This is a genomic window from Stappia sp. (assembly GCF_040110915.1).
GTDB lineage: Bacteria > Pseudomonadota > Alphaproteobacteria > Rhizobiales > Stappiaceae > Stappia.
Genome location: NZ_CP157793.1, coordinates 2,297,299 through 2,323,934, shown reverse-complemented (window position 1 = coordinate 2,323,934; position 26,636 = coordinate 2,297,299). Strand labels below are relative to the sequence as shown.

Here is a 26,636-nt window from a genome sequence, read left to right as displayed (position 1 = left end):
ACACGTCATGACCGAGTTGTTGAACCTCACCCTTACGGATGCGCGCGACAAGCTCGCGGCGCGCGACATCAGCGCGCGCGAACTGACCGACGCCTATCTGGCGGAGATCGAGGCGGGCAATTCCGCGCTCAATGCCTATGTCGCGGTCACCGCCGACGTGGCGCGCGAAATGGCGGCGCGGTCCGACGAGCGGCTCGCCAAGGGCGAGGGCGGGGCACTCGAAGGCATTCCGCTCGGCATCAAGGATCTCTTCGCGACGAAGGGCGTGCACACCCAGGCCTGCAGTCACATTCTCGACGGCTTCCAGCCGCCGTATGACTCCACCGTCACCGCCAATCTGTGGGCGGACGGCGCGGTGATGCTCGGCAAGCTCAACATGGACGAGTTCGCCATGGGCTCCTCCAACGAGACCTCCTACTACGGGCCCGTCACCAACCCGTGGAAGAAGACCGGCTCGGACGCGGCGCTGGTGCCGGGCGGCTCGTCGGGCGGGTCGGCGGCGGCCGTTTCCGCCGCGCTGTGTCTCGGCGCCACGGCGACCGACACCGGCGGCTCGATCCGCCAGCCGGCCGCCTTCACCGGCACCGTCGGCATGAAGCCCACCTACGGGCGCTGCTCGCGCTGGGGCATCGTCGCCTTTGCCTCCTCGCTCGATCAGGCCGGCCCGATCACCCGCACCGTGCGCGACAACGCCGTCATGATGCGCTCCATGGCCTCGGTCGACGCGAAGGACACGACCTCGGTCGACGCGCCCGTGCCGGACTATGAGGCGGCCGTCGGCAAGTCGGTCAAGGGGCTGAAGATCGGCATTCCGGCCGAGTATCGCGTCGACGGCATGCCGGACGAGATCAACGCGTTGTGGCAGCAGGGCATCGACTGGCTGAAGGCGGCCGGCGCGGAGATCGTCGACATCGAGCTGCCGCACACCAAATACGCGCTGCCGGCCTATTACATCGTCGCGCCGGCGGAGGCCTCGTCCAACCTCGCGCGCTACGACGGCGTGCGCTACGGGCTGCGCGTCGACGGCGACAACATCGCGGACATGTATGAAAAGACCCGCGCGGCCGGCTTCGGCACCGAGGTCAAGCGGCGCGTGCTGATCGGCACCTATGTGCTGTCGGCGGGCTATTACGACGCCTATTACCTCAAGGCGCAGAAGGTGCGCACGCTGATCAAGCGCGACTTCGATCTCGCCTTCGAGGCCGGCGTCGACGCGATCCTGACGCCGGCGACGCCAGACGCGGCCTTCGCGCCGGGCGAAATTACCGATCCGGTGGCCATGTATCTCAACGACATCTTCACGGTGACGGTGAATATGGCCGGTCTGCCGGGGCTCGCCGTGCCGGCCGGGCTCAACGGCGACGGGTTGCCGCTCGGCCTGCAGCTGATCGGCCGTCCCTTCGACGAGGAAACGCTCTACAGCCTCGGCGCGGTGATCGAGGACGCGGCCGGCCCCTTCAGGCCCACGCGCTGGTGGTGAGCGGCGGGGCGGGCCGGCGGCGTTTGCCGTCGCCCGCCTCCCGCTGTCACGCGGGCGCGCGTTTCCAGGTCGCGGCCAGCAGGCCCGCGCCGATCATCAGCGATCCCCCGGTGCGGTTGACCAGACGCTGCACGGCGGGCTTCTGGATCGTGCCGCGCGCGGCGGAGGCCAGCAGCCCGTAGGCGGCGGCGTTTGCCGTGGCGAGCGTCAGGAAGGTCAGCTCCAGGATCACCATCTGGCTGAGGAGCGGGCGGGCCGGATCGATGAACTGCGGCAGGAACGCCACGAAGAAGACGATGCTCTTGGGGTTGAGCGCGGTGACCGCGAAGGTATGCAGGAAGATGCGGCCCGCGGGATCTCGGGTCGGCTGCGCGGTGTCCGTCGGCGTTACCATCGGCGCGGCCGGCGCGCGCCACAGCTTGATCCCCAGATAGACGAGATAGGCGCCGCCGATCCATTTCAGCGCGGTGAAAAGGGTGGCCGAGGTCGCGAGCAAGGCGCCGAGCCCCAGCATGGAGGCGGTCATGGCGGTGAAGTCTCCCGCCGCCACGCCGGCGACCGTTGCGGTCGCGACCTTGCGCCCGTGTCCGAGGGCGTAGGAGACCACCAGCAGGATGGTCGGGCCGGGGATGGCCAGCATCACGGCGGAGGCCGCCGCGAAGGCGAGCCAGGTTTCAAAGGTCATGGAGGGCTCCCGATCTGGTTGTCCCGACAGCCATCCACATCCGCGCGCGTTTGGCAAGACGGAACGGCCGCCCGGTCGCGGTTGCGACCGGGCGACTGCTTTCCTGTCTTGCGTCACCGGTTGTCGGGTTGCGCGCGCACGCGAAGCAGCCCAAGCCGCGTGATGCGGTAGGGGCCGCCGCCTTGCGACGCGATCATGCGACGCCGTTTCAGTTTGCGGAAGAGCGCGAGATCGAGGGCGGGCGCATGCCAGCCCTCGCGTGTCACGCAGTGCGTCTCGACGATACGGCCGGTGGCGTCCTTCTCGACGCGCACCACACCGCCTTGCGCCAGCAGGTGCAGCACCCGCTGTTCGGCTTTCGATATGTCCATGGGATGTCTTTGAAGTCTGGATGCACGGACCCCGTCGCCCCAGCCGGAAAACGCATGAGGCGTGCGGGTCGGTCTCTCAGGCCCGGGCGCGTGTCCCGGGCGTCAGCGGGCCTCTCGGCGCGAGCTGCGGATCTGCATCAAGTCTCCATCGATTGCCCGGATGAGATGCGTGTTCGCGCGTCTCGATGCAAGACGCCGCGCGGCCGCCTGCGGCGTTTGGCCCGCGCTGTGGCGCGAATGCCGCACAGCGCGCGCGGGGCTTGCGCGATTGCGGTTTTCTTTTTTCCGTCATGGCCCTAAAACCGGGGCATGACGCCTGAAGACTCGCTTTCCGTCCTGTTCGGCCTCGCCGGCCTCGTGAACCCCTTCGCGCTGCTGATCGGCGCGGTGCTCGGCTGGTATGCCGACAGCCGCAAGAAGCTGATCATCGCCGGCTTCGCGGCCGCCGCGCTCAGCGTGCTGCTCGATGCCTCGCTCAACATGGGCGGCATCGCGCCGGTCGGCGGCTATGAGGGCGGCCCGCTCGCCGTTCTGCCGTTCCGGTTCGTCGGTGCGGTGCTGATCGCCGGCCTCGTGCACGGCGCGCGCAAACGGATGCGCGGCGCGCGCTGATCGGGCTTCCCGCCCGGCATCCGTCCCCCAATCCTGCCGCCTCGACCATCCCCGCCGGGACACGGCGGCAAATGGCGGAAGACCCGCGCGTGAGCCCGGTTCCCGGAGCGGGGGCGGGGCACACGAAAGCCGTGCAGCAGCGGCCGACAGGCCCGGCCTGGTTTTTCGGCTTGCCGGCGGTGCAATCGCGGTTGTGAACATACCGGCCGGTCGGTATCCTGGCGACATGGAGACACTGAACGAAACCGGCGGGGCCGAAACCGACGGGGCCAAGAGCGACAGGGCCAAGAGCGGCAAGGTGAAGAGCGGCCAGGCCAGGACCGCTCCGATCAGGACCGCTCCGGTGAAGACCGGCCAGGGCAGGGCGGGGCGCGCCGCTGCGCCCAAGCCCGCGCCTGACTCTGCGCCCAAGTCTGGGTCGAAGTCCGGGTCGAAGTCCGGGCCGAGGAAGCAGCCGGACGTGGTCCGCCGCCGCCTGATCGAGGGGGCCGAGGCGCTGATCGTCACGCGCGGGCTGTCGGATCTGACGCTGGCGGCCGTGGCGGCCGCGGCCGGCGTGACCAAGGGCGGTCTGCTGCATCATTTTCCGTCGAAACAGGCGCTCGTGCGGGCGCTTTTCGCGGATTGTCTGGCCCGTCTCGACGCGGTGATCGACGCCGCGCTCGCACGTGACGGCGCGGCGCACGGCCGGTTCACCCGGGCCTATCTCGATTCGGTGGTGGAGGCGGATGCGCGCACCCGCGACGTCTGGGCGGCGCTGTCCATCGCGCTGCTCAGCGACCCGGCCCTGCGCGCCGACTGGTCGGACTGGGTGCGCGCGCGCCACGTCCGCCATGGCGCCACCGACGACGACCCGCGTCTGGCCGCCGTGCGCCATGCGGCGGACGGTCTGTGGCTCGCCGATCTCCTGCATGAGGAGGGCGGCGCGGCGGAGCGCGCCGCCGTGGTGGCCGCCCTGCGCGCGCTCACGCGCGCCAAAGATGACGACGACAAGGAGACGCGTGCGTGAGTGTTCCGTTTGGCGCCTATGCCGTGCTGGCCGTGGCCATCGTCTTCGAGGTGGTGGGCACCTCGTTCCTGCAGCAATCGCAGCAGTTCACCCGCCTGTGGCCGTCGATCGGCGTCGTCGTCTGCTATGTGGCGGCGTTCTACTTCCTGGGGCTGGCGCTGAAGACCCTGCCCGTGGGGATCGCCTATGCGCTGTGGGCCGGCCTGGGGATCGTGCTGATCTCGGCGATCGGCGTGGTCGTGTTCCGCCAGTCGCTGGATCTTGCGGCCTGGATCGGCCTGTCGCTGATCGTGGCCGGGGTCATCGTCGTGAACGTCTTTTCCAAGAGCGTCACGCACTGACCGCCGGTTGGTCCTTTGCTGCGGGCACCTGAGGGGCATCAACGCAAGACGCCGGCGCGGGGCCGGCGTCCGAAAAGCGTTTGGTGTGGCACACGCGCGGGTCTCAGCCCTGCGCGCGGGCGCTCCATTCGGCGAAGAGGTCGGCATTCGGGCAATAGTCCGGCGCCCGCGCCGCACCGTCCTGATGATCGTCCAGCCAATGGGAGCAGGCCTCGGGCTTCTCGCAGCCGAGGCAGCGCTGGGCGGCGGAGCGCAGCGTGTTGCCGAGCGTGACATCCGCCGGCATGCCGTCCGCCGCGCCCACCGTGCGCATCATCCGGCCCATCAGGTCCGCGCGCTCGTCGAACCGCTTCATCATGCCCATGGCTGTCTCCCTCGTGCTCGCCCCGGCCGCTGCGGCCGACTGTCGAGGGGCATCCTGAACCAGTTACAAATGAAACGATTTGAGCCAGATCAATTTCCGCGCGAAAGACCGGCGGTGCGCGCGAATCGTGTAATCTCCTGTCAAGGGGCAAGATCGGCCGAACCGTCGGAGCGCGATGTCGCGGGGACGTCAAATGTCACGGCGACCCCAATGTCGCGATGCCTCGGCCCGGTGTGCTTGCGGCGCGACCCGCTCCTGACAGGGATGCCGATCCAGCAAGGGAAAGGGAGAGCGCGATGGTGTCGCGTGTCTCGACACCCGCCGGCGTCGTCGCGGTGACGCCGACCACCCGGTTGCCGCCCCTCTCGGTCGGCGACGTCATTGCCATGCGCGTGGCCCGGCATCTGGGCGACGGCGTGATGCGGCTGATCTCCGGCGGCTTCCAGATGGATGTCGCGGGGCAGGAGATGTTCCCCGTCGGCGCCCGCGTTTCCTTGCAGATCGAGCGGGGGGCGGCGGGGCCGCGCTATCACCTGCGCGCCGATCCGGAGACCCCGGTCGCCCCATCGCGCGAGGCGGCGGCACTCGCCCGCCTGACCGGGCTGACGGCCGGGCTCGCCGCCGATCAGGATGGCTTCGCGCCGCTTTACGCCGGCCTGTCCGCCACGGCCGCCGCGGCGTCGGGGGCCGGTCGGACGCTGTCGCTTCCCCCGGCCCTGATGAGCGCGATCGCCGCCGTTCTCGGGTTCCGGATGCCGGCCGACGCCGGGCTCGACGGCGCGCGGCTGCGTGAGGCCTTGCGGCGGCTCGCGGGTACGGGCAAGGGCACGCCCGGGGCAAAGCCCGGATTGCTCGACCGGCTCGACGATCTCGACCGGGCCCTTGCGGCCCGCGCCGAGGGGCGCGACGCCGTGCCCCGGCAGGCGACCCCGCCGCCGCCGCCCGGGCTCAACCGTCATCCGCGCGGGCAGGCGCCGGAGGCGATCAGCACCGACCTTCTGGAAGCCCTGGGCGAGGGCGACGCGCGCGCCGTCGCGGCGCAACTCTTGGCGAAGTCCAAGGGCGCGACCGCGCGCGCCCGCCTTGCCGCGCTGGTTTCCGCCGGGCTGACCGGACAGGAAACGGCGGGTCTCTTCGATCTGACCCTCGATCTGCCGATCCGCGTCGGGCCGGAAACGGCCGTCCTGAGCCTTCAGATCGGCCGGGACGAAACGCCGCCGCGCGACGGAGAGCCGGCCCATCCCGCCTGGCGCCTGCGCTTCGGCCTCGATCTCGACGAGACGGGTCCGGTCGAGGCGGTGGTCGGGCTGGACGGCGCGCGGGTGTTTGCCACGCTGTGGGCGGAGCGGACGGAGACGCGCGATGCCTTCGCGGCGCGGCTGGCCGACCTGCGGGCGACGCTTGCGGCCCAGGGGCTCGAGGTGGTCGATCTCAAGGTTCTGGCCGGGCGGCCGAGCGACCCGCCGCTAGCCTCCGGCCGCTACGTGGATCGACGCTCATGAGCGCGGGCGAAACGGGGGGCGGCGGAAAGGGGAGCGGCATGCGCCCCGATGCGGAGCCGCTCGCCGTGGCGCTGCGCTACGATCACGCCGGGGCGCCGAGGGTGACCGCCCGGGGGCGGGGCGAGGCGGCCGCGCGCATTCTGGAGGCGGCGGCCGCCCACGGCGTGCCCATCGAGGAAGACGCGGCGCTTGCCGTTGCTCTTGCGCGGGTCGAGATCGACGAGGAAATCCCCCTCGAGCTCTACGAGGCGGTCGCGGCGGTGCTGCGCTTCGTGCTGGGCATGCAGCGATAGCTCCTTCGAAGTCCTGCGTTCGCGCGGCAATGTCAGGTGTCGTCGCGGTCGCGCGCGTAGTGATGCGCAAGCGGAAACGGCGGCAGCCAGCGCTCGCGGCGGATGGTCCACAGCTCATAGGTCGGCGTGAAGCGATCCGGCGCGTCGAATGTTCCCAGATGCAGCTCGATTTCCGCGCCGCTGCACGAAAACACCGAGGATCCGCAGCGGGGGCAGAAATGGCGCCCCTCATAGGCCCGCGTTTCGCCGGTGACCGTCACGGCGTCTTGCGGGTAGACGGCGGAGGCGTGAAACAGGGCGCCGTGGTGCTTGCGGCAATCGAGACAGTGGCACAGGCCGACCCGGTCCGGGCGTCCCGTCGCCACGATCCGCACGGCGCCGCACAGGCAGCCTCCCGTGTGATTTTCCATCCGGCATCTCCCGATACGGGCCGCAGGGGCCGCTTCATCTTCAGCCCGGACCCTAGCAGAAACTCACCGGCAGGCACCCGGTCGGGCGGGCGGCGGGGCCTTGCGGTGTCGCGGTCAATGCGGGATGGCGAGCGACAGGACGCCGACGAGGATCAGGCTGAGTGCCCAGACGAGATCCAGATTGAACCAGCTCCTGGAGAGAAACCGCAGTCCGAGCCAGCGGTAGACCCCGAGCGCGATCAGCCCGCCCGACAGCGTCATCGCGAGCGTATGGACGACGGCGACCACGAGGGCGAGGCCGGCATTGCCGGCCATCAGGGCGGCCGCCGCCGCATGGCCGGCGTCGGTTTCCACCGTCCGGCAGATGCCGAGGTAGATCGGCACCAGCATCAGCCCCGCGCCATGCGCCATGGCGGCGAGAAACGACCACAGCGCCAGCCGCGAGGGCGGCACGCGCGCCAGAAAGCGCGGATGGCGGCGGGTGATCAGCAGATACACCCCGAGCCCGATGACCAGCGCTGCTGCGGCGATCTGGATCTCGCGCTGCCACTCCGCCAGCACGAGCAGAACGGTGAAGGGAAAGAGCACCGCCGCCATGGCCGCCAGATGCCCGGCGGCGAGCGCGCCGAGCGCCCGCAGGAGACTGCCCGGCGCGCGCTCCATCAGCGCGGCCGACACCGCCAGCGGCCACCCCATGCCGGGGTTGACGCCGTGATAGACCCCGGAGACGACGACGGCGCCCCACAGGGCCGTCGCCGGCGCGATGCCCTCCACGCCCTATACCTCCACCGGACCGGACGCCGACCGCGCCCTCAGACGGAGGGGTAGCAGAAGCTGTCGGTCGAGCAGTCGCCGCCCTCCAGCCGGATCTGGTGGCTGCGATAGCCTTCGGGGAAGTCGACCCAGAAGTCCTCGGCCAGTGTCAGTCCGCCGTTCTCGCCGACATGGGCCATGACCATCGCGGCCCCGCGCTCGCCCGGATAGAACTGATCGTCCCAGGTGGAATAGAGCGAATTGGTCCAGTAAACTCGCTTGCCGTCGCGGCTGATCTCCACCATCTGCGGCCCGTAGCCGAAGGTCTTGCCGTTGGGGTGCGGGGTCTTCTTGACGATGCCGCCGATCTCGACCTTGCCCGCGAGCTTCGGGTTCATCGGGTCGGAGACGTCGTATTGGTGCATCTCGCCCGTGCCCCAGCAGGACACGTAGAGAAACCGGTCGTCGAGGCTGAGGTCGATGTCGGTCACCAGCGGCGGCACCGCGCCGAAGCCCTTGAGCAGGTCGGGCAGATCGTCCGCATCGGCCGGCTGCGGGTCGATGGTGATCGTCTTCTTCGCCTCGAAGCTGCCGTCGTCCTTGCGCCACCAGGTGAAGATCGCGCCCTGCAGGTTGGTCGTGTCCACCACCACGCCGACGAAGCCGTAGTCCTTGGCCGGGTCATGCGCCGGGCGGATTTCCAGCGCCATCTGGTGGTTTGCGCCGAGATCGATCGTCTGGACGTTGCGCCGCGCGCGCAGGTTCCAGAAATGGATCTTGTGACCGTATTTGTTGGACAGAAGATCGTCCGGCACGACGCCGTTCTCATATTGCGGCGGCAGGGCCCATTCGGAACTGACCATGTAGTCGCGCGGCAGGTTCCACCAGAAATCGTAGTGCTTTTCCTGCTGGCCCCGGTCCATCTCGTAACGGCCGAGGATCTCGAAGGTCTCGCAATCCATGATGAAGATGCCCGGTGGACCGTCGGTGCCGTCCGCGCCGCCGCCGCCCAGCGTCGAGACATAGATGCCTTCCGGACCGCAATGGATGGTGTGCGGGCGCGAATAGCCGGTCTTGGCGAAGACCTCCTCGGGCTCGATGATCTTGTGGATCTTCGCCGCGCGCGGCTCCTTCACGTCGATCACATAGATGCGCGAGGAGCGGATGCCCGGAATGATCAGGTAGCGGCGCTCGAGAAAGGCGTGGCCGGAGAGCGGAGACAGCGCGGAGGAGCAGGCGTTCCAGCCGAAATGGTGAAACTCGTCGCCCTTATTGGGCATGATCAGCTGATGCACGATCTGCCCGTAGGTGTCTGACGTGCGATCCACGTCGACGACGGCGAGGCCGTCGGGCTGCGATCCGTCCGGGCTCAGCATCAAGGTGAAGGCCAGCGTCTCCGGCGGGGCCTCCATGGCAAGCCGCGGCGTTGCGTGAAACGTCGGATCCGGTCTCAGGTTCATGCGGTCGCTCCTCCCCGTTGGCGGGCGCGTTCGTCGCCGTCTTGATTGCGCGCCAGAGCTCGAAAGCGTGCCACGGAAGTGTCGGGGCGGCAAACCATAAGGTTGCATGCCTATGCGGAAATTCAGCAGGAGATTGCTTGATGCGGGAGCGTCTCACGCCTTGCGGCGGGGGAAGGCGCGCCAGACCCGCAGATCCGCGACGACCTTGAGGAAGCCGGCGACCACGAGGGCGCAGAGCACCGCCTTGGACACCGTGCCCATCGTGCCGACGATCTGCACCGCATGCACCACGCTTCCGATCACGACGATGGCGACCAGCACGGTATGCGCGAGCCGGAAGACGCGCGGGCGCAGGCGCCGGCGCAGCAAGGCAATGATCGCGGCTCCAAAGAGCGCCCACATGGCGATGACGCCCCAGGCGGAAAACGGGGTCGGCGAGGCGAAGGACAGCGCGTCGATCACATCCGGAGGGCTCGTCAGCCACAGGCCCCCGACATGGACCGCGACGGCGGCGACCAGCACGCCGCCGACCCGGCGATGCACGCGCCGCCCCCGGGCCATGGGCAGACCGGGCAGGAGGCCGCCCGCGAGCAGCGGCTGCACCAGCAGCAGCGCCAGCGCCACCACGCCGGCGAGACCGGCGGCGATATAGACCGGATCGCGCCACGCCAGCAGCGGGCTCGTCGCGGCGACGACGAGCGGACCGCCGAGGACAACCGCGAGCCCGGCCCAGGCGAGGACCGCTTGCGCCCGCGTCACGGCTTCGCCTCGAAGATCGCCTTGGGAGTGGCTCCGGACAGGGGCATTGCGCGAAGGATCACGTCGGCTGCAGCACGAAATGCGCGCTCAGCCGCGTGTCGGCGGCGCTCCTCATCACCGGGCGCAGGAACACGGTCTTGAAGGCCTCGTCGTCATAGGCGAGGTGCCCGTGCGGCTGGCCGAAGGCGGGCACGATCTGCGGCATTTCCAGGCGGAATTCGCCGTTGGCGTCGGTGAGCGTGGCGCCGTGGCTGTGCGGGTCGCGCTCGTGGCCTTCGGTGGTATGCGCCCAGATCTGGATGCGCATGCCGGCGAGCGGGGCGCCGTCGCCGGCGCGCCGGACCGTGCCCGACATCCAGAAGCCGCCGCCGCCGATGCGCTCCACGATGGGCGCGCCGGGCAGATAATTGTTGGCCCCGCCGCGCATGGAGGGCGTCGGCGCCAGCCCCTTCGCCTGCGCCGGAACGCGCAGGCCGGAGGCGGTCGTGAGGGCGGCGCCGGCGGTCACGGCCGAGGCGATCAGAAAGCTGCGGCGAGTCGGCTGAAATCGGGTCATCTGCTGCGCTCCTGTCTGTCTCGTCACAAGGGCGGTGGCATGGGCGATCGATCCAAACGCGGATCGTCGCGCGCAAAACCGTCCATTCGATGACGCGTGCACGCGATATCGGTCCTGTGTCTCTACGCGATGCGGCGCGCAGCGGATGACGCCTCTTGCCAAGGCGGGCGGCTTGCCGCACCAATGGGCCGACCTAGAGCATTACTCATGACTACCGAGGCACTCGAAATGCTCTATGCTGTTGTTTTTACGCAATTTCGCGAGCGCAGAAGTCTCCAGCTCTTGCTGAAATTGCTCTAGCGAGGGACCCGCGAGATGCATGCCGCCACCAAGATCGTGATCATCACCGAGCGCTCCATCCTCGACGATGTGGCGGATCTGCTCGAGGCGCATGGCGCGACCGGCTACACCTACACCTCGGCCGGCGGCAAGGGCAGCCGGGGCAAGCGGCGCATCGACCGGGTGCCCCAGGTCGCGGGCATTCTGGAGAATGTGAAGATCGAGGCCATCGTGCCCGATCACGATGTCGCCGAACGGATCACCGAGGCGGTGGTGGAGGCCTATTTCGACAATTACTCCGGCATCACCTACGTCGAGCCCGTCGAGATCTTGCGCCCGGCGAAATTCAGGGTGTGAGCGCGCCGCGCCTCAAAACACCATCTCGGCAAGCGCGATGAAAAACGGAATGCCGATGCCGATGGCGATCGGCGTGCCCACACTGGTGGACGCGCCGATGTAGCTTGAGGGGTTGGCGCTCGGAATGCCGGCGCGCAGGGTTGGTGGGCCGGAGACATCCGACGAGGAGGCGGCGAGAACCGCGAGCAGGATCACGCCGCCGGGGCTGAAGCCCGTGGCCAGATGGATCAGATAGCCGAGCGCGAAGGCAATCAGTCCGTGCACCAGCGGCATGACGGCCGCATAGACGGCATACCATTGCGCGACCCGGCGCAACTCGTTCAGCCGCTGCCAGGCCTCCATGCCCATGATCAGCATCAGGAGCGATAGCAGCCCGCGAAACAGCGGGTCGTAGAAGGTCTCGAACACCCGGTCGGGCCGCGTGAACAGGCCGAGCAACAGGCCCAGCAGCAGCGCCGACAGGGCCGAACCCTGCAGGCTGTCCTTGACGATGGCCCACACGCCGCTGCGCTTGCCTTTCAATGTGCCGGCCTTTTCGGAATGCATGCGCGCCAACACGATGGCGAGCACCAGGGCGGGTATGTCCATGAAGGGATAGAGCGCGGGCACCCAGGCCTCATAGGCGATGCCGTCCTGCTCCAGCAGCACCATCGCCGCGCCCAGGGTCGAGGCGCTGACCGCGCCGAACAGGCCGGCGGTGGCGATCGCGTCGTCGCGCTTGATGCCGGGCATGCGGGCCAGGGTCACGAGCCCCAGAAGCACGATCCCCGCGCCCAGCGCCATCGCCGCAAGGGCCGGCAGGATCATGTCGGCCAGGTCCGCCTCGCGGATCTCCATGCCGCCGTTGAGCCCGATGCGCATCAGCAGCATGAAGACCGCGAACTTGTAGATCGCGTCGGGGATCACGAGCTTGGAGCCGAGCGCGGCGAGCAGAATGCCGCCGATCAGGAAGGCCAGCGTCGGAGACTGGAACTGCCCCAGAACGCGCAGGCCGAATTCGGCAAGAATGTCCATGATGCGCCGTTCGACCTCCGTCCCGCCCGCGTGAAACAGCCATAGCCTGCGGGGGCGGGCGCTGCAAACGATCTGAACGCCGCCGCGTCTGCGAACCCGGCGCGCCCCGGTTCAGACGAAGAGCGGGAAAGTGACGCCCAGCGACCAGGCGAGCAGCACGGCGAGCCCGAGCCCGGAGGCGAGCGGGCCGGCGCGTGCCTCGACCCAGCGGCCCATCAGTCCGAACACCAGGAAGAACAGCAGCACGATGGGGATGATGAGGACGAGAAAGAACAGCCGCTCGAAGGAGAGCGCCACCGCGATCCCCAGCGAGACGAGGAAGGCCAGACGGATCAGCGCGCGCTTCCAGAGCTTTGGATTGGCGTGCGCCATCGCGCTGTCGGCCAGCATGAAGGGCAGGGCACCGACCAGAAGTGCGGCGATGATCGCCAGGCGTCCGGCATGGGGCATGAAGCTCGCCAGATAGCGGTCGAAGGCAAGACCGAGGCCGAAGATCCCGTAGACCGCGAGCCCCGCCCCGGCGGCGAGCGCGAGCGGGGTGGGGCGGAGGCCGAGGTCGCCCCCGCCGGCGCGCAGGACGGCCAGTTGGAGCGCGCCGTAGATCAGCAGATGTACGGCGAGATAATCGGCGACGAGCACCGGCAGCCATCCGTCCGGCACCCAGACCGCGATCAGCGGCGTCGCGAGCGCCGGGAGGAGCAGCGCGGCGGCGAAGCGCTTGCCCGGCAGCGGCGCATGCGGCGGCGCGCGGTCCGGCAGAAGCGCGGCAAGCGGGCGCACCAGCAGCACGCAGCCGGCAAGCACGGCAAGGATCCAGATCCCGCGTGCGGGAACCGGCGGCGCCTGCGTGCGCGCAAAGGCGGCGTTGAGCCAGGCGACGGCCTCGGACACGGCGGTGCGACTGTAGAGCACGCCGACATGCTCCACATGGGGGGCGACGACGGCGCGGCGCACCACCGCGCCATTGGCCGAGCGCACCGTCTCGCCTTCCAGTGCGTTGGCGTCGACCATGCGCGCCGCTTCCAGCGCGAAGGCGCGCAGGCGCGGCTCCCAGGCACCGGCAATCATCAGCAGCCGCTCAGGGTGGGTCGCCGTCACGGCCTGCGAAAAGGGCGAGATCGCCACCACTGCGCCGATGCGCGCATCGCGCGCGGCGGCCCGCACGATGATGTCGGAGGCCATGGAGTGGCCGAGCAGCGCCACGCGCCCGTCGACGTCCGCGCGCGCAAGGCCGGCGGCCACGACGCGCAGGGTCTCGTCGATCAGAAGCTGGGTGGTGCCTTCGATGGAGGTGACATCGCCGGACATGGGCACGGGGTTGCGGCCGTGGCCCTCGAAATCGAAGGCGGCGACCACATAGCCGGCGCGCGCCAGAGCCTGCGCATAGGCCGCCATCAGCGGGCGCGAGCCGGCGAAGCCATGCGCCACGACCACCAGCGGAGCGGGACCGGCGTCCTGAGAGGCGTAATAGGTGACCGGCGTGTTGCCGACGACGGTGTCTTCGATGACGAGCCCCGCGCGCTGGGCTTCCAGCGCCCACACGCCGGCGCCGATCAGCGCCAGCGCCAGAAGCGCCATGGCGAAAAGCCCGATCCGTCGCGTCATTCGCCCTCCCGTCGTCCTGACATCGCCTTGGTGCTGCGGTCACCCGGTCTTGGTTCTGTCAGCCAGGGCGCGGCGGGCGAGCCTGTCGAGCGCCTGGAGGAAGCGGGAGCGGTCGGCCCTGGAGAAGGCCTTGCCGCCGCCCTGGAGGAAGGGATCGGCGGCGCGGATGTCCTGCATCAGGTCGCGGGTGGCAAGCCGGCCGCCGATGTTGGCGGCGTTGAGGATTTGCCCGTCGTGCTGCACCACGTGGGCGCCCGCCTTCACGCAGGCATCCGCCAGCGGCAGATCGGCGGTCACGACGACGTCTCCGGGTCCGCAGCGCGCGGCGATCCACTTGTCCGCCTCGTCCGGCCCGTCCGCGACGATCCTGAGCGTGATCAGCGGATGGCGCGGCGGGCGGATGCCCCCATTGCACACCAGCACGACCGGGATCTTCAGCCGCGTCGCGACGCGCTCCACCTCGTCCTTCACCGGACAGGCGTCGGCATCGACGTAGATCGTGGGGGACGTTTGGGCGGGCGTCGGCGCGGACGGGGCGTCGGAAGAGGAGGGCATGTCGGTCGCGGGTCGGTCGGTCAAGCGTGGGGTCCGTTGGTGAATCCGTTTTCCGCAGCCTAGCGGGGCGCGCGGCTCAAGGCACGCGGCAAAACGGCCTGTGCCACCGAAGGCAGGACTTGCGGCACCCGGGACGGGTGACGCGGTCGCCGCATCCGGCCCGATCCCGGGAGGCGGAGCGCGGCAGCCTAGTTGCGCATCTTGATGCCATCGTCCCAGCGAAAGCCCACGCCGCCGCCTTGCCAGACGCCTTCGCCGATGGGATTGGGGGCGTCGATGCGCACGTGCTGGGGCAGGCCGAAGCCCGGAGCAAGGTCCGTCACGCCCTTCACGGTGCTGCGGTGCATGATCCGCAGGCCCTGGCGTTCGGCCGGCATATGCGCCTCGGGGGCCGCGCGGTGGGCGACGGCGAGATTGTCGATGAAGACGCAATCGTTCTCGCGGTACTCGAAGGCAATTGCATAGCCATCCGTCAGCCCGGCATTCAGGATATCGTTGTAGGCGTGGCAGAGCTGCTTGAGGTCGTCGGCATGCAGAAGGCTGAAGGCATCCTGGTCGGGCAGTTTCTCGATGACCGCGCCGGTCATGCCCAGATGCAGCCAGATGCAGGCCTGCCCGGTGAGCGGGTGCTCATGCACCAGCGGGTGCACGACGCCCGAGGTGGAATTCACCGACGACAGGCGCCGCCAGCGGTCCTGTCGCTCTTTCGGCAGCGCCTGAAAGGCAAGCCCCTGATGCGCGAAATGCGTGCCGCCGCCGTTCTCGGCCGGACGAATGATGTGATAGCCCGAATGGGAAAACGTGGCGGGCAGGAAACTCCCGTCGTTGTGCCATTGCGGGCCAACATCGGGGATGCCGTGGCGCTCGTCGTTCGACAGGCGGAAGATGTGGCGGTTGCCGCCGGGCGTCTGCGGATGAACGCCATGGGTGCTGTGCAATTCCCGGCCGCCCCACCAGCAGCTGGCGCGCAGGAAATCCTCATGGCCGATCTGCGTCCCGTTCCTGAAAACGAGAAAGCCGCGACGCGCCATTTCCCGTTCCAGCACGGCGATCACTTCGGGTGAAGGGGCGTCGGGGGAGGACAGGTCGATCCCCGACACCTCGGCGCCGATGGGATCGAGTGCCCTGATCTCTCCGCCAGCGGCCGTCACGATGGCGGAAACGGCCGGATCTATCGGGGGGAGCGTTGTTGCATGTGTCGTCAAAGCCAACCTCCTTGGTCCTTTTGTAAAGGTAAGTAGAAGGCGGCCGTCTCGAAAGTGGTTCTTTTGAAATTCGCGAAAACTGACCGAGCGGCGGGGTCGCCGGGATCATGCGTTGAGCCGGTGCAGGACGTTGAGGCGACTGGCTGATCTTCTCTTCTGCTGCGCTTCCGGCCGGACGGGAGATCTGCATATGCGAACGTCGGGTTCGGGTCAATCCGCGCCCCGGCGCCCGCCGGCGTTGGCGCGGACTGACGCAAGTGTCTCTCGTGCCACCTTGGCGGCCTCTCCCTCTTGCGGCTTGCCGCGAGACCCGCGACCCACACATGTACGAAAATCCCGACCCGCGGCGGCGCTCCCGGCGTTTCGCGCGCGGGCGCTTGCAGACGATCCGGGCGCTGACGGTTGTGCTGGCGGAAAATGCAAAGCATGTCCGCTCCGATTGCGCCCACACTCGGTCTCACCGGTTCCCGATGGCAGCTTCGGATACTTGGGCAATGTCGTTTGAAAGAAGACGGCAACTGGCCGGTGGATCTTCGCGTTCCGGAATCGAAGGGGAGCGTTTCGGCGCGCCGCGTCGAGGCTTTTTCGACCTTTTCCCCCCGTGAAATCGCTGCCGCCGATGGTCCGGGATATCGGGCGAAGCTCAGACCTGGAGATGAAAATTGAAGATCAAGGCGGCACTTGCAGGCGTCGTGTTCGCGACGTCCGTTACAATGGCCGGAGGCGGTTTCGCACAGGCGAGGGACCTCACTCAGGCGGAAGCGAACGAGATCGCGGTCGAAACCTATCTCTATCTGTATCCGCTCATCACCATGGACCTGACGCGCAGGCAATTGCTCAGCATTCAGGCCGGTCCGGGCTCCATGGGCGGATACGAGAACTGGTTCAACAACATTCCCGCCTATCCCACGGCGGATGAAAAGTCGGTCGTGCGGCCGAACTTCGACACGCTCTATTCGTCGACGTTCCTCGATCTCCAGAAGGAACCGATGGTCATGTCCGCGCCCGACACCGACGGGCGCTACTACCTCCTGCCGATGCTCGACATGTGGACGAATGTCTTCGCGTCGCCGGGATCGCGGACCACGGGCACGCAGGCCGCGACCTTTCTGATCGCCGGCCCCGGCTGGAAGCCGGAGGACGGTGCGGATCCTGGAGAGGATTTTGCTGAAAAGCTCGGGCTTCCCGAGGACACCCAACTCATCAAGGCCCCGACGAACCATGTCTGGATCATCGGTCGGATCAAGACGGACGGACCCGAAGACTATGAGGCCGTTCACAAGATCCAGGCCGGCCTGAAGCTCACGCCGCTGTCGAAATGGGGGCAGACGGTTCCCCAGCCGACCTTCTCGCCGGATCCGACCGTCGACACGACGACGCCGCCGAAGAAGCAGGTCGACACGATGGCCGGCAAGGAGTTCTTCACGCGCGGCGCGGAACTGATGAAGGTCGAGCCGCCGCACAACACCGACCAACCGATTCTGGCGCGCATGGCCCGTCTCGGGTTCGAGGTGGGCGAGAGCTTCGACTTCGACGCGGCAAGCCCGGTCGTGCAGTCCGCGCTCAAGGACGCGCCCGTCACGGCGCAGAAGCTGATGGCCTGGAAGGGCCCGCGCATCTCGAATGTCGTGAACCAGTGGTCGATGGATGTCGAGACGGTGGGCGCCTACGGCACCTATTACCTCAAGCGGGCGATCATGACCCAGATCGGTCTCGGCGCGAACCTGCCGGAGGACGCCGTCTACCCGATCGCCATGACGGACGGCGACGGCAACGCGCTCGATGGAAGCAACGACTATGTCCTGCATTTCGATGCGGCCGACATTCCGCCGGTCAATGCCTTCTGGTCCGTCACGATCTACGACAACGACGGCTATCAGGTCGCCAACAGCCTGAACCGCTTCGCCCTTTCAAGCTGGATGCCACTGCAGAAGAACCCGGACGGGTCGCTCGACCTCTACTTCCAGCATGAGAGCCCCGGCAAGGACAGGGAAGCCAACTGGCTGCCGGCCCCGGACGGTCCGTTCAACGTGACGATGCGTCTTTACGCCCCGAAGCCTTCGGTGCTGATCGGAAAATGGGCCCCTCCGGCGATCACCAAGGTCGGTGAGAAGACCGCCGAGCCCCCGGCTCAAACGGCACAATAAGAGCCGGCCGAAGAGACTGCAGACGAGCGGATCCGCACGCCAGGCGTCGGATCCGCTTCCGTTCAGCCGGACCCTTTCCCCGGATGCGTCGCGATGAGAGAGAGACATGAAGCAGTTCATCCCCCTTGCCCTGGCCGGTTCCCTGCTCGCATCGGCACCGCTGCCGGCGCTGTCCGAAACCGCGTTGCCGGAAGGTGCGAGTGTCGCCAAGGACGCCAAGGCGCTTCGGGCCTTCGCGCCGAAGGACAATCCCGGGGGCGTCGACTTCGACGCCGCCGACCGGTTGGCGATTGCCAATCTGCTCTATGCCTATTCCTTCGCCTACGATAACCACGAGGCCGATGCCTGGTTCGAACTGTTCACGGACGATGCCGTCTTCGTCGCCGGGGTACCGGGTGCCGGGGCCGTGTCCTTTACAGGCGAAGGCTTCCGGACGTTCTGGCGGAAGCGGATGCAACAGTTCAGCAAATCCGGCAACCAGCGCAGACACCTGATGTCGAACATCCTGTTCCTGGAACAGACCGCCGACACCGCTCACGTCAGTGTCGCCGGACTTCTGACCAACGCCAGGGACGGCAAGGTCTTCACCGCAGTGTCCAGCCTCAACTATGAGGGCTGGCTGGTGAAGGAAGCGAACGGCTGGAAGATCCGGCGCTGGCATGATTTCCCGGACGCGCCTGTTCCAGAGAAGTAAAATCGTCACATCCGCTGAAGTCGGATGTATGACGTTCTTGAAGCGATATGTCCTTCCGAAGGTCGGGAGGGGATGAGCCGCGAATTCTGCGGGTCAATGGCGCGCCTTTGCTCATTTTCGATCCTCCGAAAAACACGGACTGCAGGAAGTCTGAGATCGTTTTTTACTTGATCTGCAGGATAAGAGATATGAGGATCCTTCTCGGGTTCTCCAATACACTTCCGGTACGAGGAGGCCGATGAGCAGTCGCGGGTCGATACCCTTCGTCAGGGCCAGCGGGTTCGGGCCACTGCCTTTGCTTTTCGAGCAAAGAGCCGGCGAACAGGCTCTCTGGCGCGTTTTCGAGAGGGCGGGGCTCCCCGTGGATGTCATCGGGGCACCGCAGACCCCGATTCCCCTTCCGGCCATGATCGCTCTGTTCGAACGATGCGGATACGAACTTGGCGACCGGACCTTCGGCCTGGAGATCGGGTTCGAGATGCGGAAGGCGTGGGGGTACGGCCTTTGGGGGCGCTATGGCGCCGAGGCGGACACGCTTGGCAGGGCGATCCGGCGCTACAATCTGACCTTTTGGGCCCATGCCTCCCATGGCAGGCTGGAGCTGGTTGAAAGCGGAACGCAGATGCTTTGGCGCCATGTCAAACGACGGCCCGGAGTGGTCGCGGTGCAGCATATCGATCACCTGATCGGCCCGATGATCATCATCGCCAGACAGTTTCTCGGGGCGGGCTGGTCGCCGGATCGGATCGAGGTTCCCTATCGGCGCGACAATGACGCCCACCTGATGGAAAACCGGGTGCAGGTTCCCGTCCGCTTCGGCTGCAAGGGAACCGGGATCGCCTTCAAGCCCTGTGATCTCGATGCCCGGCGGACGCCAAGAGCGGAAGAGACGTCAAAGATCATCACCTTGCGGGAAGTGGTCGCCGACAACGCGCTTTCCTGCGCCCCGGAGCCGGCGCGTGCCGTGTCGGCCATCGCGGCCCTTCGCCTTCTCGACGGACAGACGGATATTGAAGGCGCGGCGCGGATGGCCGGCCTCAGCGTTCGGAGCCTGCAGCGGCAGCTTCTGGAGAAGGGGTATTCCTACCGCGAGATCGTGTCCATTGCCCGAAACGCGCGCGCGGGCAGCCTTCTGCGTGAAACGAACCTGCCCATCATGGAGGTCGCCCTGCTGCTCGGCTACGAGGATCACGCGAGTTTCTCGAGAGCTTTCCGTCGCTGGAGGGGATGCTCTCCGTTGGAGTACCGGCGCTTGCGTCGGGCGGTTGCGTTGGCGTGAAATGCCAAGCAGGCAGAGCGCGTTGTTCCCTAAGACTACAGAGCGTCGGAATCCCGGAACAGGTTCGGGCCGGTCAAGGGGCGGCATCGACCCGAGACGCTGCGCTCCCCCGGACGCCGCGATCCGGGAGGATGACGCCCTCGCGATGCGTTGCCGTGAGCCATCGGATCCATGCGAAGCACAAGGACTTGCAAATGGGAACGCTGTCCGCTCGGTTGAAGACTGCCGCGATGCCGCGCATCCTCCTGGCAGGTTTCGGCTTTGCCGTTGCCGGACTTCCCGCGACGTCCGCGCTGGCGGCGGATCCGTCGACGACCGTCGCCGTCGTGCCCCACGAGGCGGACACGGTGCCGTCTCCATGGAGTGTCGAAGTCGCGCCGTATTTCTGGGGCGCTGGCATGTCGGGCAATGTCGCGTCCTTCGGAGCCCGGCCCGTCGATGTCGACATGGGCTTTTCCGATATTCTGAGCGATCTGCAGTTTTCGGGGATGGTCGCAACGGAAATCCGCAACGGTCCCTTCAGCCTCACCACGGATTTCTTCTTCCTGAAGCTGGGCACCGACGAGGTCACGCCGCGCGGTGTCCTTGCGTCGAATGTCGATCTCGACTCGTCCACGTTGTCCGCGACCGCGCTTGCCGGGTACACGGTGCTGGATCGAGGGAACATGAGGTTGGATGCGCTCATCGGCGGGCGTGTCTGGTCGGTTGAAAACACGCTCGGTTACACTGGCGGCCTTCTCGCAGGCCGGTCCTTCACGGATTCGGAGACATGGGTCGATGCCATGGGCGGGCTCAAGGGACGCATGGACGTCACCGACCGGATCTATCTTACCGGGACCGCCATAGCCGGCGGTGGCGCATCGAATTTCGGCTGGGACATCATGGGAGGCGTTGGCTATGCGTTCTCCGAACATATCTCGGCGGTTGCCGGCTATCGGGCGCTCGGTGTCGACTACAAGAACGTCGCCTTCGATTTCGACGTCACCGTCCAGGGGCCGATCGCCGGCGTTTCCTTAAAGTTCTAGAGCCGGCGTCAGCTCTTGATGTTTGTGCGGGCGTTCGACCGTGTCGCGCCGCCCGCCGCGGTGCGCCCGCGCGGGAGGAGATCGCAAAGACCTTGCCTGCACCCGCTTTCCGCACTCCCCCCTTGCGGGGAGGGCAAAGACCCACTACCCACTCAGTCACGCGTTCAAGACAGGCCCGCTGGCCGGATTTTCGCGCGCGTGCGCGAGGGTTCGCAACAATGGGCGACAGGCAGGACTGAAACGGCATGAGCATCGTCGACACCCGCACCCCCGACCCCAAGAAATTCATCAAGGGCGCCACGGGCGACTGGGAAATCGTGATCGGCATGGAGGTGCATGCCCAGGTCACCTCCAACGCGAAGCTCTTTTCCGGCGCCTCGACCGAGTTCGGCAAGGCGCCCAACGCCAACGTCAGCCTCGTGGACGCGGCGATGCCGGGCATGCTGCCGGTGATCAACGAGGAATGCGTCAAACAGGCGATCCGCACCGGGCTGGGCCTGAAGGCGGCGATCAATCACAAGTCCGTTTTCGACCGGAAGAACTACTTCTACCCCGATCTGCCGCAGGGCTATCAGATCTCGCAGTTCAAGCAGCCGATCGTCGGCGAGGGCGAGATCCTGCTGGACATGGCCGACGGCGAGCAGGTCAGGGTGGGCGTGGAGCGCCTGCATCTGGAGCAGGACGCGGGCAAGTCGATGCACGACCAGCATCCGACCATGTCCTTCGTCGACCTCAACCGCTCGGGCGTGGCGCTGATGGAGATCGTCTCCAAGCCCGACCTGCGCTCCGCCGACGAGGCCAAGGCGTATCTTGCCAAGCTGCGCACCATCCTGCGCTATCTCGGCACCTGCGACGGCAACATGGACCAGGGGTCGATGCGCGCCGACGTCAACGTCTCGGTGCGCGCGCCGGGCGGCGATTTCGGCACCCGCTGCGAGATCAAGAACGTCAACTCCGTGCGCTTCGTCGGTCAGGCGATCGAGTATGAGGCGCGCCGTCAGATCGGCATTCTGGAGGACGGCGGCACCATCGATCAGGAGACGCGGCTGTTCGACCCGGTCAAGGGCGAGACGCGCTCCATGCGCTCCAAGGAGGAGGCGCACGACTACCGCTATTTCCCCGATCCCGACCTGCTGCCGCTCGAGTTCGATCAGGCCTATGTCGACGCGCTGGCCGCCGGTCTGCCCGAGCTGCCGGACGAGAAGAAAGCCCGCTTCATCAAGGACTACGGGCTCACCGCCTATGACGCGGACATTCTGATCGTGGAGCGCGCCTCGGCCGATTTCTTCGAGGCGGTGGCCAAGGGGCGGGACGCGAAGCTGTCGGCCAACTGGGTGATCAACGAGCTCTTCGGCCGGCTGAACAAGGAGGGCCTGGCGCTGTCCGACAGTCCGGTAAGCGCGGCCCAGCTCGGCGGGCTGGTCGATCTGATCACCGCCGGCACGATTTCCGGCAAGATCGCCAAGGACCTCTTCGAAATCCTGTGGACGGAGGGCGGCGACCCGGCGGAGATCGTGGACGCGCGCGGCATGAAGCAGGTCACCGACATGGGTGCCATCGAGGCCGAGGTCGACAAGGTGATCGCCGCCAATCCGGACAAGGTGGAACAGGCCAAGGCCAAGCCGGGCCTGCTCGGCTGGTTCGTCGGCCAGGTGATGAAGGCGACCGGCGGCAAGGCCAACCCGCAGGCCGTCAACGACCTGCTGAAGGCAAAGATCGGCATCGACTGACGCCGCCGGCGTCCGCCCGCCTGTCATCATCCCGTAACGCACAGGCCTTACCCGGCTCAGCTTGAGGGTTTGGCGGCTGAACGGGAGTCGACGGCATGATCACGGGCGAGGCACAGGCGGGCAGGGGCGAGCTGATCGGCCAGGCCGTTCATCGCAACAAGGCGCTCACGCGCGACGGCGTTCTGGAGCGCCTGTTCACCTGGGCCTTCAAGGGGCTCGTCTATCCGCAGATCTGGGAAGATCCGGAAATCGACATGGACGCGCTCGACATCGGGCGCGACCACACGGTGGTCGCCATCGCGTCGGGCGGCTGCAACGTGCTGTCCTACCTGACGGCCGATCCGCGCGCGATCACCGCCGTCGATCTCAATCAGGCGCATGTGGCGCTCACCCGGCTGAAGCTCGTCGCGGCGAAGACCCTGCCGGATTACGACGCCTTCTACCGCTTCTTCGGCAAGGCCGACGAAAAGGCCAATGTCGACGCCTATGCGCGCCATCTGCAACGGCATCTCGACGCCGAAAGCCGCGCCTATTGGGAAAAGCGGGATATCACGGGCCGCAAGCGGATTTCGCTCTTCGCCCGCGATCTCTACCACCACGGCCTGCTCGGCTATTTCATCGGTCTGGGTCACACGGTCGCGCGACTCTACGGCATCAACCCGAAGAACCTTTTGAAGGCCCGCTCGCTCGACGAGCAGCGCACCTTCTTCGATACGGCGCTCGCACCGCTCTTCGACAAACGCATGGTGCGCTGGGCGACGTCGAAACGCGTGTCGCTCTACGGCCTCGGTATTCCGCCGGCGCAATATGAGGCGCTCGCCTCCAGCGGCGACAACGGCATGGCCGGCGTGCTGCGCGAGCGGCTGGAGCGGCTCGCCTGCGATTTTCCCCTGTCGGAGAACTATTTCGCCTGGCAGGCCTTCGGCCGGGGCTACGCGGGCGACGAAAGCGGTCCGCTGCCGCCCTATCTGCGGCGCGAGCATTTCGAGACGATCCGCGAGCGCGCCGACCGGGTCACCGTGGTCAACCGCTCCTTCACCGATCATCTCGCCGGCCAGCCGGACGGCAGCGTCGACCGCTACGTTTTGCTCGACGCGCAGGACTGGATGTCGGACGAGGTGCTGAACGCGCTGTGGGCGGAGATCACCCGCACGGCGGCGCCGGGCGCGCGCGTCATCTTCCGCACGGCCGCCGAGCCGAGCCTGCTGCCCGGCCGGGTGGTGCCGGAGATCCTCGGCAAATGGCGCTATGACGCGGCCGTCTCGCATGCCTGCACCAACAAGGACCGCTCCTCGATCTATGGCGGCTTCCATCTCTATATCCGCGAGGGGGCATGAGCCTCGAGCGCTCGGGACACGGATCGTCCGCCCCGGCGGACGGCCACGGCGATCTGATGGATCGCATCTACCGCTGGCAGAAGCCGATCTACGACGCGACGCGCAAGTACTATCTGCTCGGGCGCGACCGGCTGATCGCGGAGCTCGATCCGCCCCCCGGCGGCACGGTGCTGGAGCTGGGCTGCGGCACCGCGCGCAATCTCATCAAGGCGGCGCGGGCGCACCCGCACGCCCGCTTCTACGGCATCGACATTTCGGCCGAGATGCTCGATGCGGCGCGCAAGGCGATCGCGCGCGCGGGCCTGTCGCAGCGCATCGCTGTCGCGCAGGGCGATGCGACGGAGTTCGACGCGCAGGCGCTGTTCGGCGTTGCGGCCTTCGACCGGGTGTTCCTCTCCTACGCGCTGTCGATGATCCCGCCCTGGCAGGCGGCGATTTCCGCCGGGGCGGGGGCGCTCGCCCCGGGCGGACGGCTGTCGGTGGTGGATTTCGGGCAGATGGAGCGTTACCCGGGCCTCCTGCGCGCGCCCTTGCGGGCGTGGCTCGCGGCGTTCCACGTCGCCCCGCGCGCCGGTCTCGCCGAAGCGCTCGCCGACGTGGCGCGGGCGCGAGACGGAACGGCGGACAGCAGGGCGCTTTTTGGCGGCTACGCCGTCTACGGCACCATCCGGCGCGGGCCGCGCCGCGACGCGCACGACATCTGACGCGCGCGCCGGACGCGCCGGCCCCAGACGTGGCCACGAGACGCGACCTTCAATCATCAGGGATACAATCATGACAGGGACATTGCGTGCGGCCTCCGCCGTGGCGGACACGCACTGTGCGATCGAGCCGGCGTGCGAGGCGGATCTGCCGGCCTGTGTGGCGCTTCTGGCAGCCCATGCGGTCGGGACCCGGGTGGGCGCCGAGGCACCCGATCTCGCGCCCTATCTGGCGGTCTTTCGCCGGATGGCGGCGTCGGACAGGGTGACGCTTTATGTGGCGCGGCTTCCGGGAATGGAGCCGGGCGAGATCGCCGGCATGTTCGAACTGACCGTGCTGCGCGGGTTGTCCTTCGCCGGGCGCCCGCGGGCGCAGGTCGAGAGCGTGCATGTGGAGGCGCGGTGCCAGCGGCGCGGCGTCGGTCAGGCGATGATGGCGTTTGCGGAACAGCGCGCACGGGACCTCGGCTGCGTGCTGGTGCAACTGACCTCCAATCGCGAGCGGGCGGGCGCGCATGCCTTTTACGCCGCGCTCGGCTACGACAGCTCGCATCTCGGCTTCAAGAAGATGCTGTAGGCGGGCCTGCAAGGTGTGAGGCGGGCGCCCGTTGCACGCGCGACGTCATGCCCTAAGTTGGGGAGCGACGGCACGGGTGCCGGCCTCCGGGCCGGGTGTCCCGTGCGCCTTCCTCGCGCCCGGCCGATCAGCGCGCCGGGCCACCGTCCTTCCGGGGCCGCGCGCCCACCAAACCGTCAGGATGCACGCGATGACAGCGACCCAGACCAAGCCGATCGAGCTCTACTACTGGCCGACGCCGAACGGCTGGAAGATCACCATCATGCTGGAAGAGCTCGGCGTTCCCTATGAGGTCCACTACATCAACATCGGCAAGGGCGACCAGTTCGCGCCCGAGTTCCTAAAGATCGCGCCCAACAACCGCATGCCGGCCATCGTCGATCCGGAAGGGCCGGACGGTCAGCCGATCTCGGTCTTCGAATCCGGCGCCATCCTGCAGTACCTCGGGCGCAAGTTCGGCCGCTTCTATCCCGCCGACGAGCGCGAGCGGGTGAAGGTCGAGGAGTGGCTGATGTGGCAGATGGGCGGCTTCGGCCCGATGCTCGGCCAGAATCACCATTTCCGCCGCTACGCGCCGGAGAAGATTCCCTACGCCATCGACCGCTACCTCAACGAGACGCATCGGCTCTACGGCGTGCTCAACGGGCAGCTCGAGGGGCGCGATTTCGTTGCCGACGACTATTCCATCGCCGACATGGCGATCTTCGGCTGGGCCAACAGCTGGGAAGGGCAGGGGATGGACCTCGCCGCTGACTTCCCCAATGTGTGGCGCTGGTTCCAGGCGCTGAAGGCGCGTCCCGCCGTGGAGCGCGGGCTGGCGGTCGGGCGCGAGGAACGCGGGAAACACAATCTCGCAGAGGACAAGGCCGCGCAGGCCGTGCTGTTCGGCCAGCGCGCCCGCTGAACACGTCGGGACCGGGGTGGCGGGACGCTCAGCGCGCCCGCCGCCACGTCTCGCTCTCGCAGATCCGGAAGGCGAGGCGGACGCAGCCGCGCACCGTCAGCCGGTCGGCGTCGGCGCGTGTCACCGTCGCCTCCGCGCTGAAGCCCCGGCGCGGATCGTAGACCCGCCCCTTGAGGCCGCCCTCGGCCGGCTGAAGCCGGAACAGCACGGCGAGGCCGAGGATCTTGCGGTCGCGTTTCGCCGGGTCCCGGTTGTTCACGTCGCGTGTCGTCTCCACGGTCTCGCCCGGGGGCGGGGGAAAGTCCACGATCCGGCCGCAGGCCGAGGATCCGCAGTCGCTGATCCGCACGGTCGCGCCCGCCGGCGTGCGCCAGTCGCCGGCGACGGCGGCGAGATCGGCCGAGGCTGCGCTCGTCATCGCGAGCAGCGTTGCCGCGCCCACACATCCGACGCGCCAGGTCCTTGCGACGTTTCCACCGCATCGCCCGGCCGCCTGCGCCCCTGTCTTGCCCTTCATGTCCCTCTCCCGAAATGAAGCTCGCACGCGAGAACTGCACGGTACCGTGAGCATTGCGGCGGAATGCGACACGGGCGAGGCGGTCGAGGGCGGTGCGGCGCGAAAGCGGCCAGGT

Annotated in this window: 29 protein-coding genes; 16 read left to right on the top strand and 13 right to left on the bottom strand. The window is 67.8% G+C overall.

Going from position 1 to position 26,636, the window contains the following annotated elements; all coding sequences use genetic code 11:
• Positions 1–7: 7 nt before the first annotated feature.
• The gene (gatA, locus tag ABL312_RS10260; RefSeq protein ID WP_349361293.1) at positions 8–1,480 is read left to right on the top strand and encodes an Asp-tRNA(Asn)/Glu-tRNA(Gln) amidotransferase subunit GatA; all 1,473 of its coding nucleotides are present in this window, start codon (positions 8–10) and stop codon (positions 1,478–1,480) included.
• A 46-nt stretch (positions 1,481–1,526) separates the two neighbouring features.
• Here the strand turns inward: gatA and ABL312_RS10255 are convergent, their stop codons facing one another.
• Together ABL312_RS10255 and ABL312_RS10250 are read right to left on the bottom strand one after the other, a co-directional pair.
• The gene (locus tag ABL312_RS10255) at positions 1,527–2,165 is read right to left on the bottom strand and encodes a LysE family translocator (protein ID WP_349361292.1); all 639 of its coding nucleotides are present in this window, start codon (positions 2,163–2,165) and stop codon (positions 1,527–1,529) included.
• A 113-nt stretch (positions 2,166–2,278) separates the two neighbouring features.
• Positions 2,279–2,536: a YjhX family toxin gene (locus ABL312_RS10250; protein WP_349361291.1), complete on the bottom strand. Its 258-nt coding sequence runs from the start codon at positions 2,534–2,536 to the stop codon at positions 2,279–2,281.
• Between the two features lie 309 nt (positions 2,537–2,845).
• Between ABL312_RS10250 and ABL312_RS10245 the strand changes: the two genes are divergently transcribed.
• From ABL312_RS10245 to ABL312_RS10235, 3 genes are all read left to right on the top strand, one after another.
• On the top strand, positions 2,846–3,148 hold the full coding sequence (locus ABL312_RS10245) for a phosphatidylglycerophosphatase (protein ID WP_349361290.1): 303 nt from the start codon (positions 2,846–2,848) through the stop codon (positions 3,146–3,148).
• A 460-nt stretch (positions 3,149–3,608) separates the two neighbouring features.
• Positions 3,609–4,157, top strand: coding sequence for a TetR/AcrR family transcriptional regulator (locus ABL312_RS10240; RefSeq protein WP_349361289.1), 549 nt, complete (start codon positions 3,609–3,611; stop codon positions 4,155–4,157).
• Positions 4,158–4,180: 23 nt separating this feature from the next.
• On the top strand, positions 4,181–4,498 hold the full coding sequence (locus tag ABL312_RS10235) for a multidrug efflux SMR transporter (protein ID WP_374730205.1): 318 nt from the start codon (positions 4,181–4,183) through the stop codon (positions 4,496–4,498).
• A gap of 103 nt (positions 4,499–4,601) precedes the next feature.
• On the opposite strand, the gene ABL312_RS10230 is transcribed toward ABL312_RS10235, so the two are convergent.
• Entirely contained in the window at positions 4,602–4,862 is a 261-nt protein-coding gene (locus ABL312_RS10230) for a DUF6455 family protein (RefSeq protein ID WP_349361287.1), read from the bottom strand.
• A gap of 296 nt (positions 4,863–5,158) precedes the next feature.
• Between ABL312_RS10230 and ABL312_RS10225 the strand changes: the two genes are divergently transcribed.
• Complete coding sequence (locus ABL312_RS10225; protein ID WP_349361286.1) at positions 5,159–6,364, top strand: flagellar hook-length control protein FliK; 1,206 nt, start codon at positions 5,159–5,161, stop codon at positions 6,362–6,364.
• A 38-nt stretch (positions 6,365–6,402) separates the two neighbouring features.
• Positions 6,403–6,657, top strand: a complete 255-nt coding sequence (locus ABL312_RS10220; RefSeq protein WP_349361385.1) for an EscU/YscU/HrcU family type III secretion system export apparatus switch protein — start codon at positions 6,403–6,405, stop codon at positions 6,655–6,657.
• Positions 6,658–6,689: 32 nt separating this feature from the next.
• Here the strand turns inward: ABL312_RS10220 and ABL312_RS10215 are convergent, their stop codons facing one another.
• The 5 genes from ABL312_RS10215 to ABL312_RS10195 form a co-directional block, all read right to left on the bottom strand.
• On the bottom strand, positions 6,690–7,067 hold the full coding sequence (locus ABL312_RS10215; RefSeq protein ID WP_349361285.1) for a GFA family protein: 378 nt from the start codon (positions 7,065–7,067) through the stop codon (positions 6,690–6,692).
• 114 nt (positions 7,068–7,181) lie between these two features.
• Positions 7,182–7,841: a hypothetical protein gene (locus ABL312_RS10210; RefSeq protein ID WP_349361284.1), complete on the bottom strand. Its 660-nt coding sequence runs from the start codon at positions 7,839–7,841 to the stop codon at positions 7,182–7,184.
• A 38-nt stretch (positions 7,842–7,879) separates the two neighbouring features.
• Entirely contained in the window at positions 7,880–9,280 is a 1,401-nt protein-coding gene (locus tag ABL312_RS10205; RefSeq protein ID WP_349361283.1) for a selenium-binding protein SBP56-related protein, read from the bottom strand.
• Between the two features lie 153 nt (positions 9,281–9,433).
• Positions 9,434–10,039 carry a ferric reductase-like transmembrane domain-containing protein gene (locus ABL312_RS10200; RefSeq protein ID WP_349361282.1) on the bottom strand — a complete coding sequence of 202 codons (606 nt, stop codon included), beginning with the start codon at positions 10,037–10,039 and terminating at the stop codon, positions 9,434–9,436.
• 58 nt (positions 10,040–10,097) lie between these two features.
• Entirely contained in the window at positions 10,098–10,595 is a 498-nt protein-coding gene (locus ABL312_RS10195; RefSeq protein WP_349361281.1) for a twin-arginine translocation pathway signal, read from the bottom strand.
• A gap of 315 nt (positions 10,596–10,910) precedes the next feature.
• Between ABL312_RS10195 and ABL312_RS10190 the strand changes: the two genes are divergently transcribed.
• Positions 10,911–11,231 (top strand): P-II family nitrogen regulator, encoded by a 321-nt coding sequence (locus ABL312_RS10190; RefSeq protein ID WP_349361280.1) that lies wholly within the window; start codon positions 10,911–10,913, stop codon positions 11,229–11,231.
• 12 nt (positions 11,232–11,243) lie between these two features.
• Here the strand turns inward: ABL312_RS10190 and ABL312_RS10185 are convergent, their stop codons facing one another.
• The 4 genes from ABL312_RS10185 to ABL312_RS10170 form a co-directional block, all read right to left on the bottom strand.
• The gene (locus tag ABL312_RS10185) at positions 11,244–12,245 is read right to left on the bottom strand and encodes a sodium-dependent bicarbonate transport family permease (RefSeq protein WP_349361279.1); all 1,002 of its coding nucleotides are present in this window, start codon (positions 12,243–12,245) and stop codon (positions 11,244–11,246) included.
• 111 nt (positions 12,246–12,356) lie between these two features.
• The gene (locus ABL312_RS10180) at positions 12,357–13,850 is read right to left on the bottom strand and encodes an alpha/beta fold hydrolase (RefSeq protein ID WP_349361278.1); all 1,494 of its coding nucleotides are present in this window, start codon (positions 13,848–13,850) and stop codon (positions 12,357–12,359) included.
• A 39-nt stretch (positions 13,851–13,889) separates the two neighbouring features.
• The gene (locus ABL312_RS10175; RefSeq protein ID WP_349361384.1) at positions 13,890–14,405 is read right to left on the bottom strand and encodes a YaiI/YqxD family protein; all 516 of its coding nucleotides are present in this window, start codon (positions 14,403–14,405) and stop codon (positions 13,890–13,892) included.
• Between the two features lie 188 nt (positions 14,406–14,593).
• Positions 14,594–15,610: a TauD/TfdA family dioxygenase gene (locus tag ABL312_RS10170; protein ID WP_349361277.1), complete on the bottom strand. Its 1,017-nt coding sequence runs from the start codon at positions 15,608–15,610 to the stop codon at positions 14,594–14,596.
• 713 nt (positions 15,611–16,323) lie between these two features.
• Here ABL312_RS10170 and ABL312_RS10165 point away from each other — a divergent pair.
• From ABL312_RS10165 to ABL312_RS10125, 9 genes are all read left to right on the top strand, one after another.
• On the top strand, positions 16,324–17,757 hold the full coding sequence (locus ABL312_RS10165) for a DUF1254 domain-containing protein (RefSeq protein ID WP_349361383.1): 1,434 nt from the start codon (positions 16,324–16,326) through the stop codon (positions 17,755–17,757).
• A 106-nt stretch (positions 17,758–17,863) separates the two neighbouring features.
• On the top strand, positions 17,864–18,451 hold the full coding sequence (locus ABL312_RS10160; protein ID WP_349361276.1) for a nuclear transport factor 2 family protein: 588 nt from the start codon (positions 17,864–17,866) through the stop codon (positions 18,449–18,451).
• Positions 18,452–18,812: 361 nt separating this feature from the next.
• The gene (locus tag ABL312_RS10155) at positions 18,813–19,730 is read left to right on the top strand and encodes a helix-turn-helix domain-containing protein (protein ID WP_349361275.1); all 918 of its coding nucleotides are present in this window, start codon (positions 18,813–18,815) and stop codon (positions 19,728–19,730) included.
• 194 nt (positions 19,731–19,924) lie between these two features.
• Complete coding sequence (locus tag ABL312_RS10150) at positions 19,925–20,755, top strand: hypothetical protein (RefSeq protein WP_349361274.1); 831 nt, start codon at positions 19,925–19,927, stop codon at positions 20,753–20,755.
• 245 nt (positions 20,756–21,000) lie between these two features.
• Entirely contained in the window at positions 21,001–22,485 is a 1,485-nt protein-coding gene (gene gatB, locus ABL312_RS10145) for an Asp-tRNA(Asn)/Glu-tRNA(Gln) amidotransferase subunit GatB (protein ID WP_349361273.1), read from the top strand.
• Positions 22,486–22,580: 95 nt separating this feature from the next.
• On the top strand, positions 22,581–23,822 hold the full coding sequence (locus ABL312_RS10140; RefSeq protein ID WP_349361272.1) for a DUF3419 family protein: 1,242 nt from the start codon (positions 22,581–22,583) through the stop codon (positions 23,820–23,822).
• A complete protein-coding gene (locus ABL312_RS10135; protein WP_349361271.1) occupies positions 23,819–24,526 on the top strand; it encodes a class I SAM-dependent methyltransferase in 708 nt (235 codons plus the stop codon). The genes ABL312_RS10140 and ABL312_RS10135 overlap by 4 nt, the downstream gene beginning before the upstream one ends.
• Positions 24,527–24,596: 70 nt before the next feature.
• Positions 24,597–25,100, top strand: a complete 504-nt coding sequence (locus ABL312_RS10130) for a GNAT family N-acetyltransferase (protein ID WP_349361270.1) — start codon at positions 24,597–24,599, stop codon at positions 25,098–25,100.
• 190 nt (positions 25,101–25,290) lie between these two features.
• Positions 25,291–26,004: a glutathione S-transferase N-terminal domain-containing protein gene (locus tag ABL312_RS10125; protein WP_349361269.1), complete on the top strand. Its 714-nt coding sequence runs from the start codon at positions 25,291–25,293 to the stop codon at positions 26,002–26,004.
• A 28-nt stretch (positions 26,005–26,032) separates the two neighbouring features.
• On the opposite strand, the gene ABL312_RS10120 is transcribed toward ABL312_RS10125, so the two are convergent.
• A complete protein-coding gene (locus ABL312_RS10120) occupies positions 26,033–26,521 on the bottom strand; it encodes a DUF2147 domain-containing protein (RefSeq protein WP_349361268.1) in 489 nt (162 codons plus the stop codon).
• Positions 26,522–26,636: the final 115 nt, after the last annotated feature.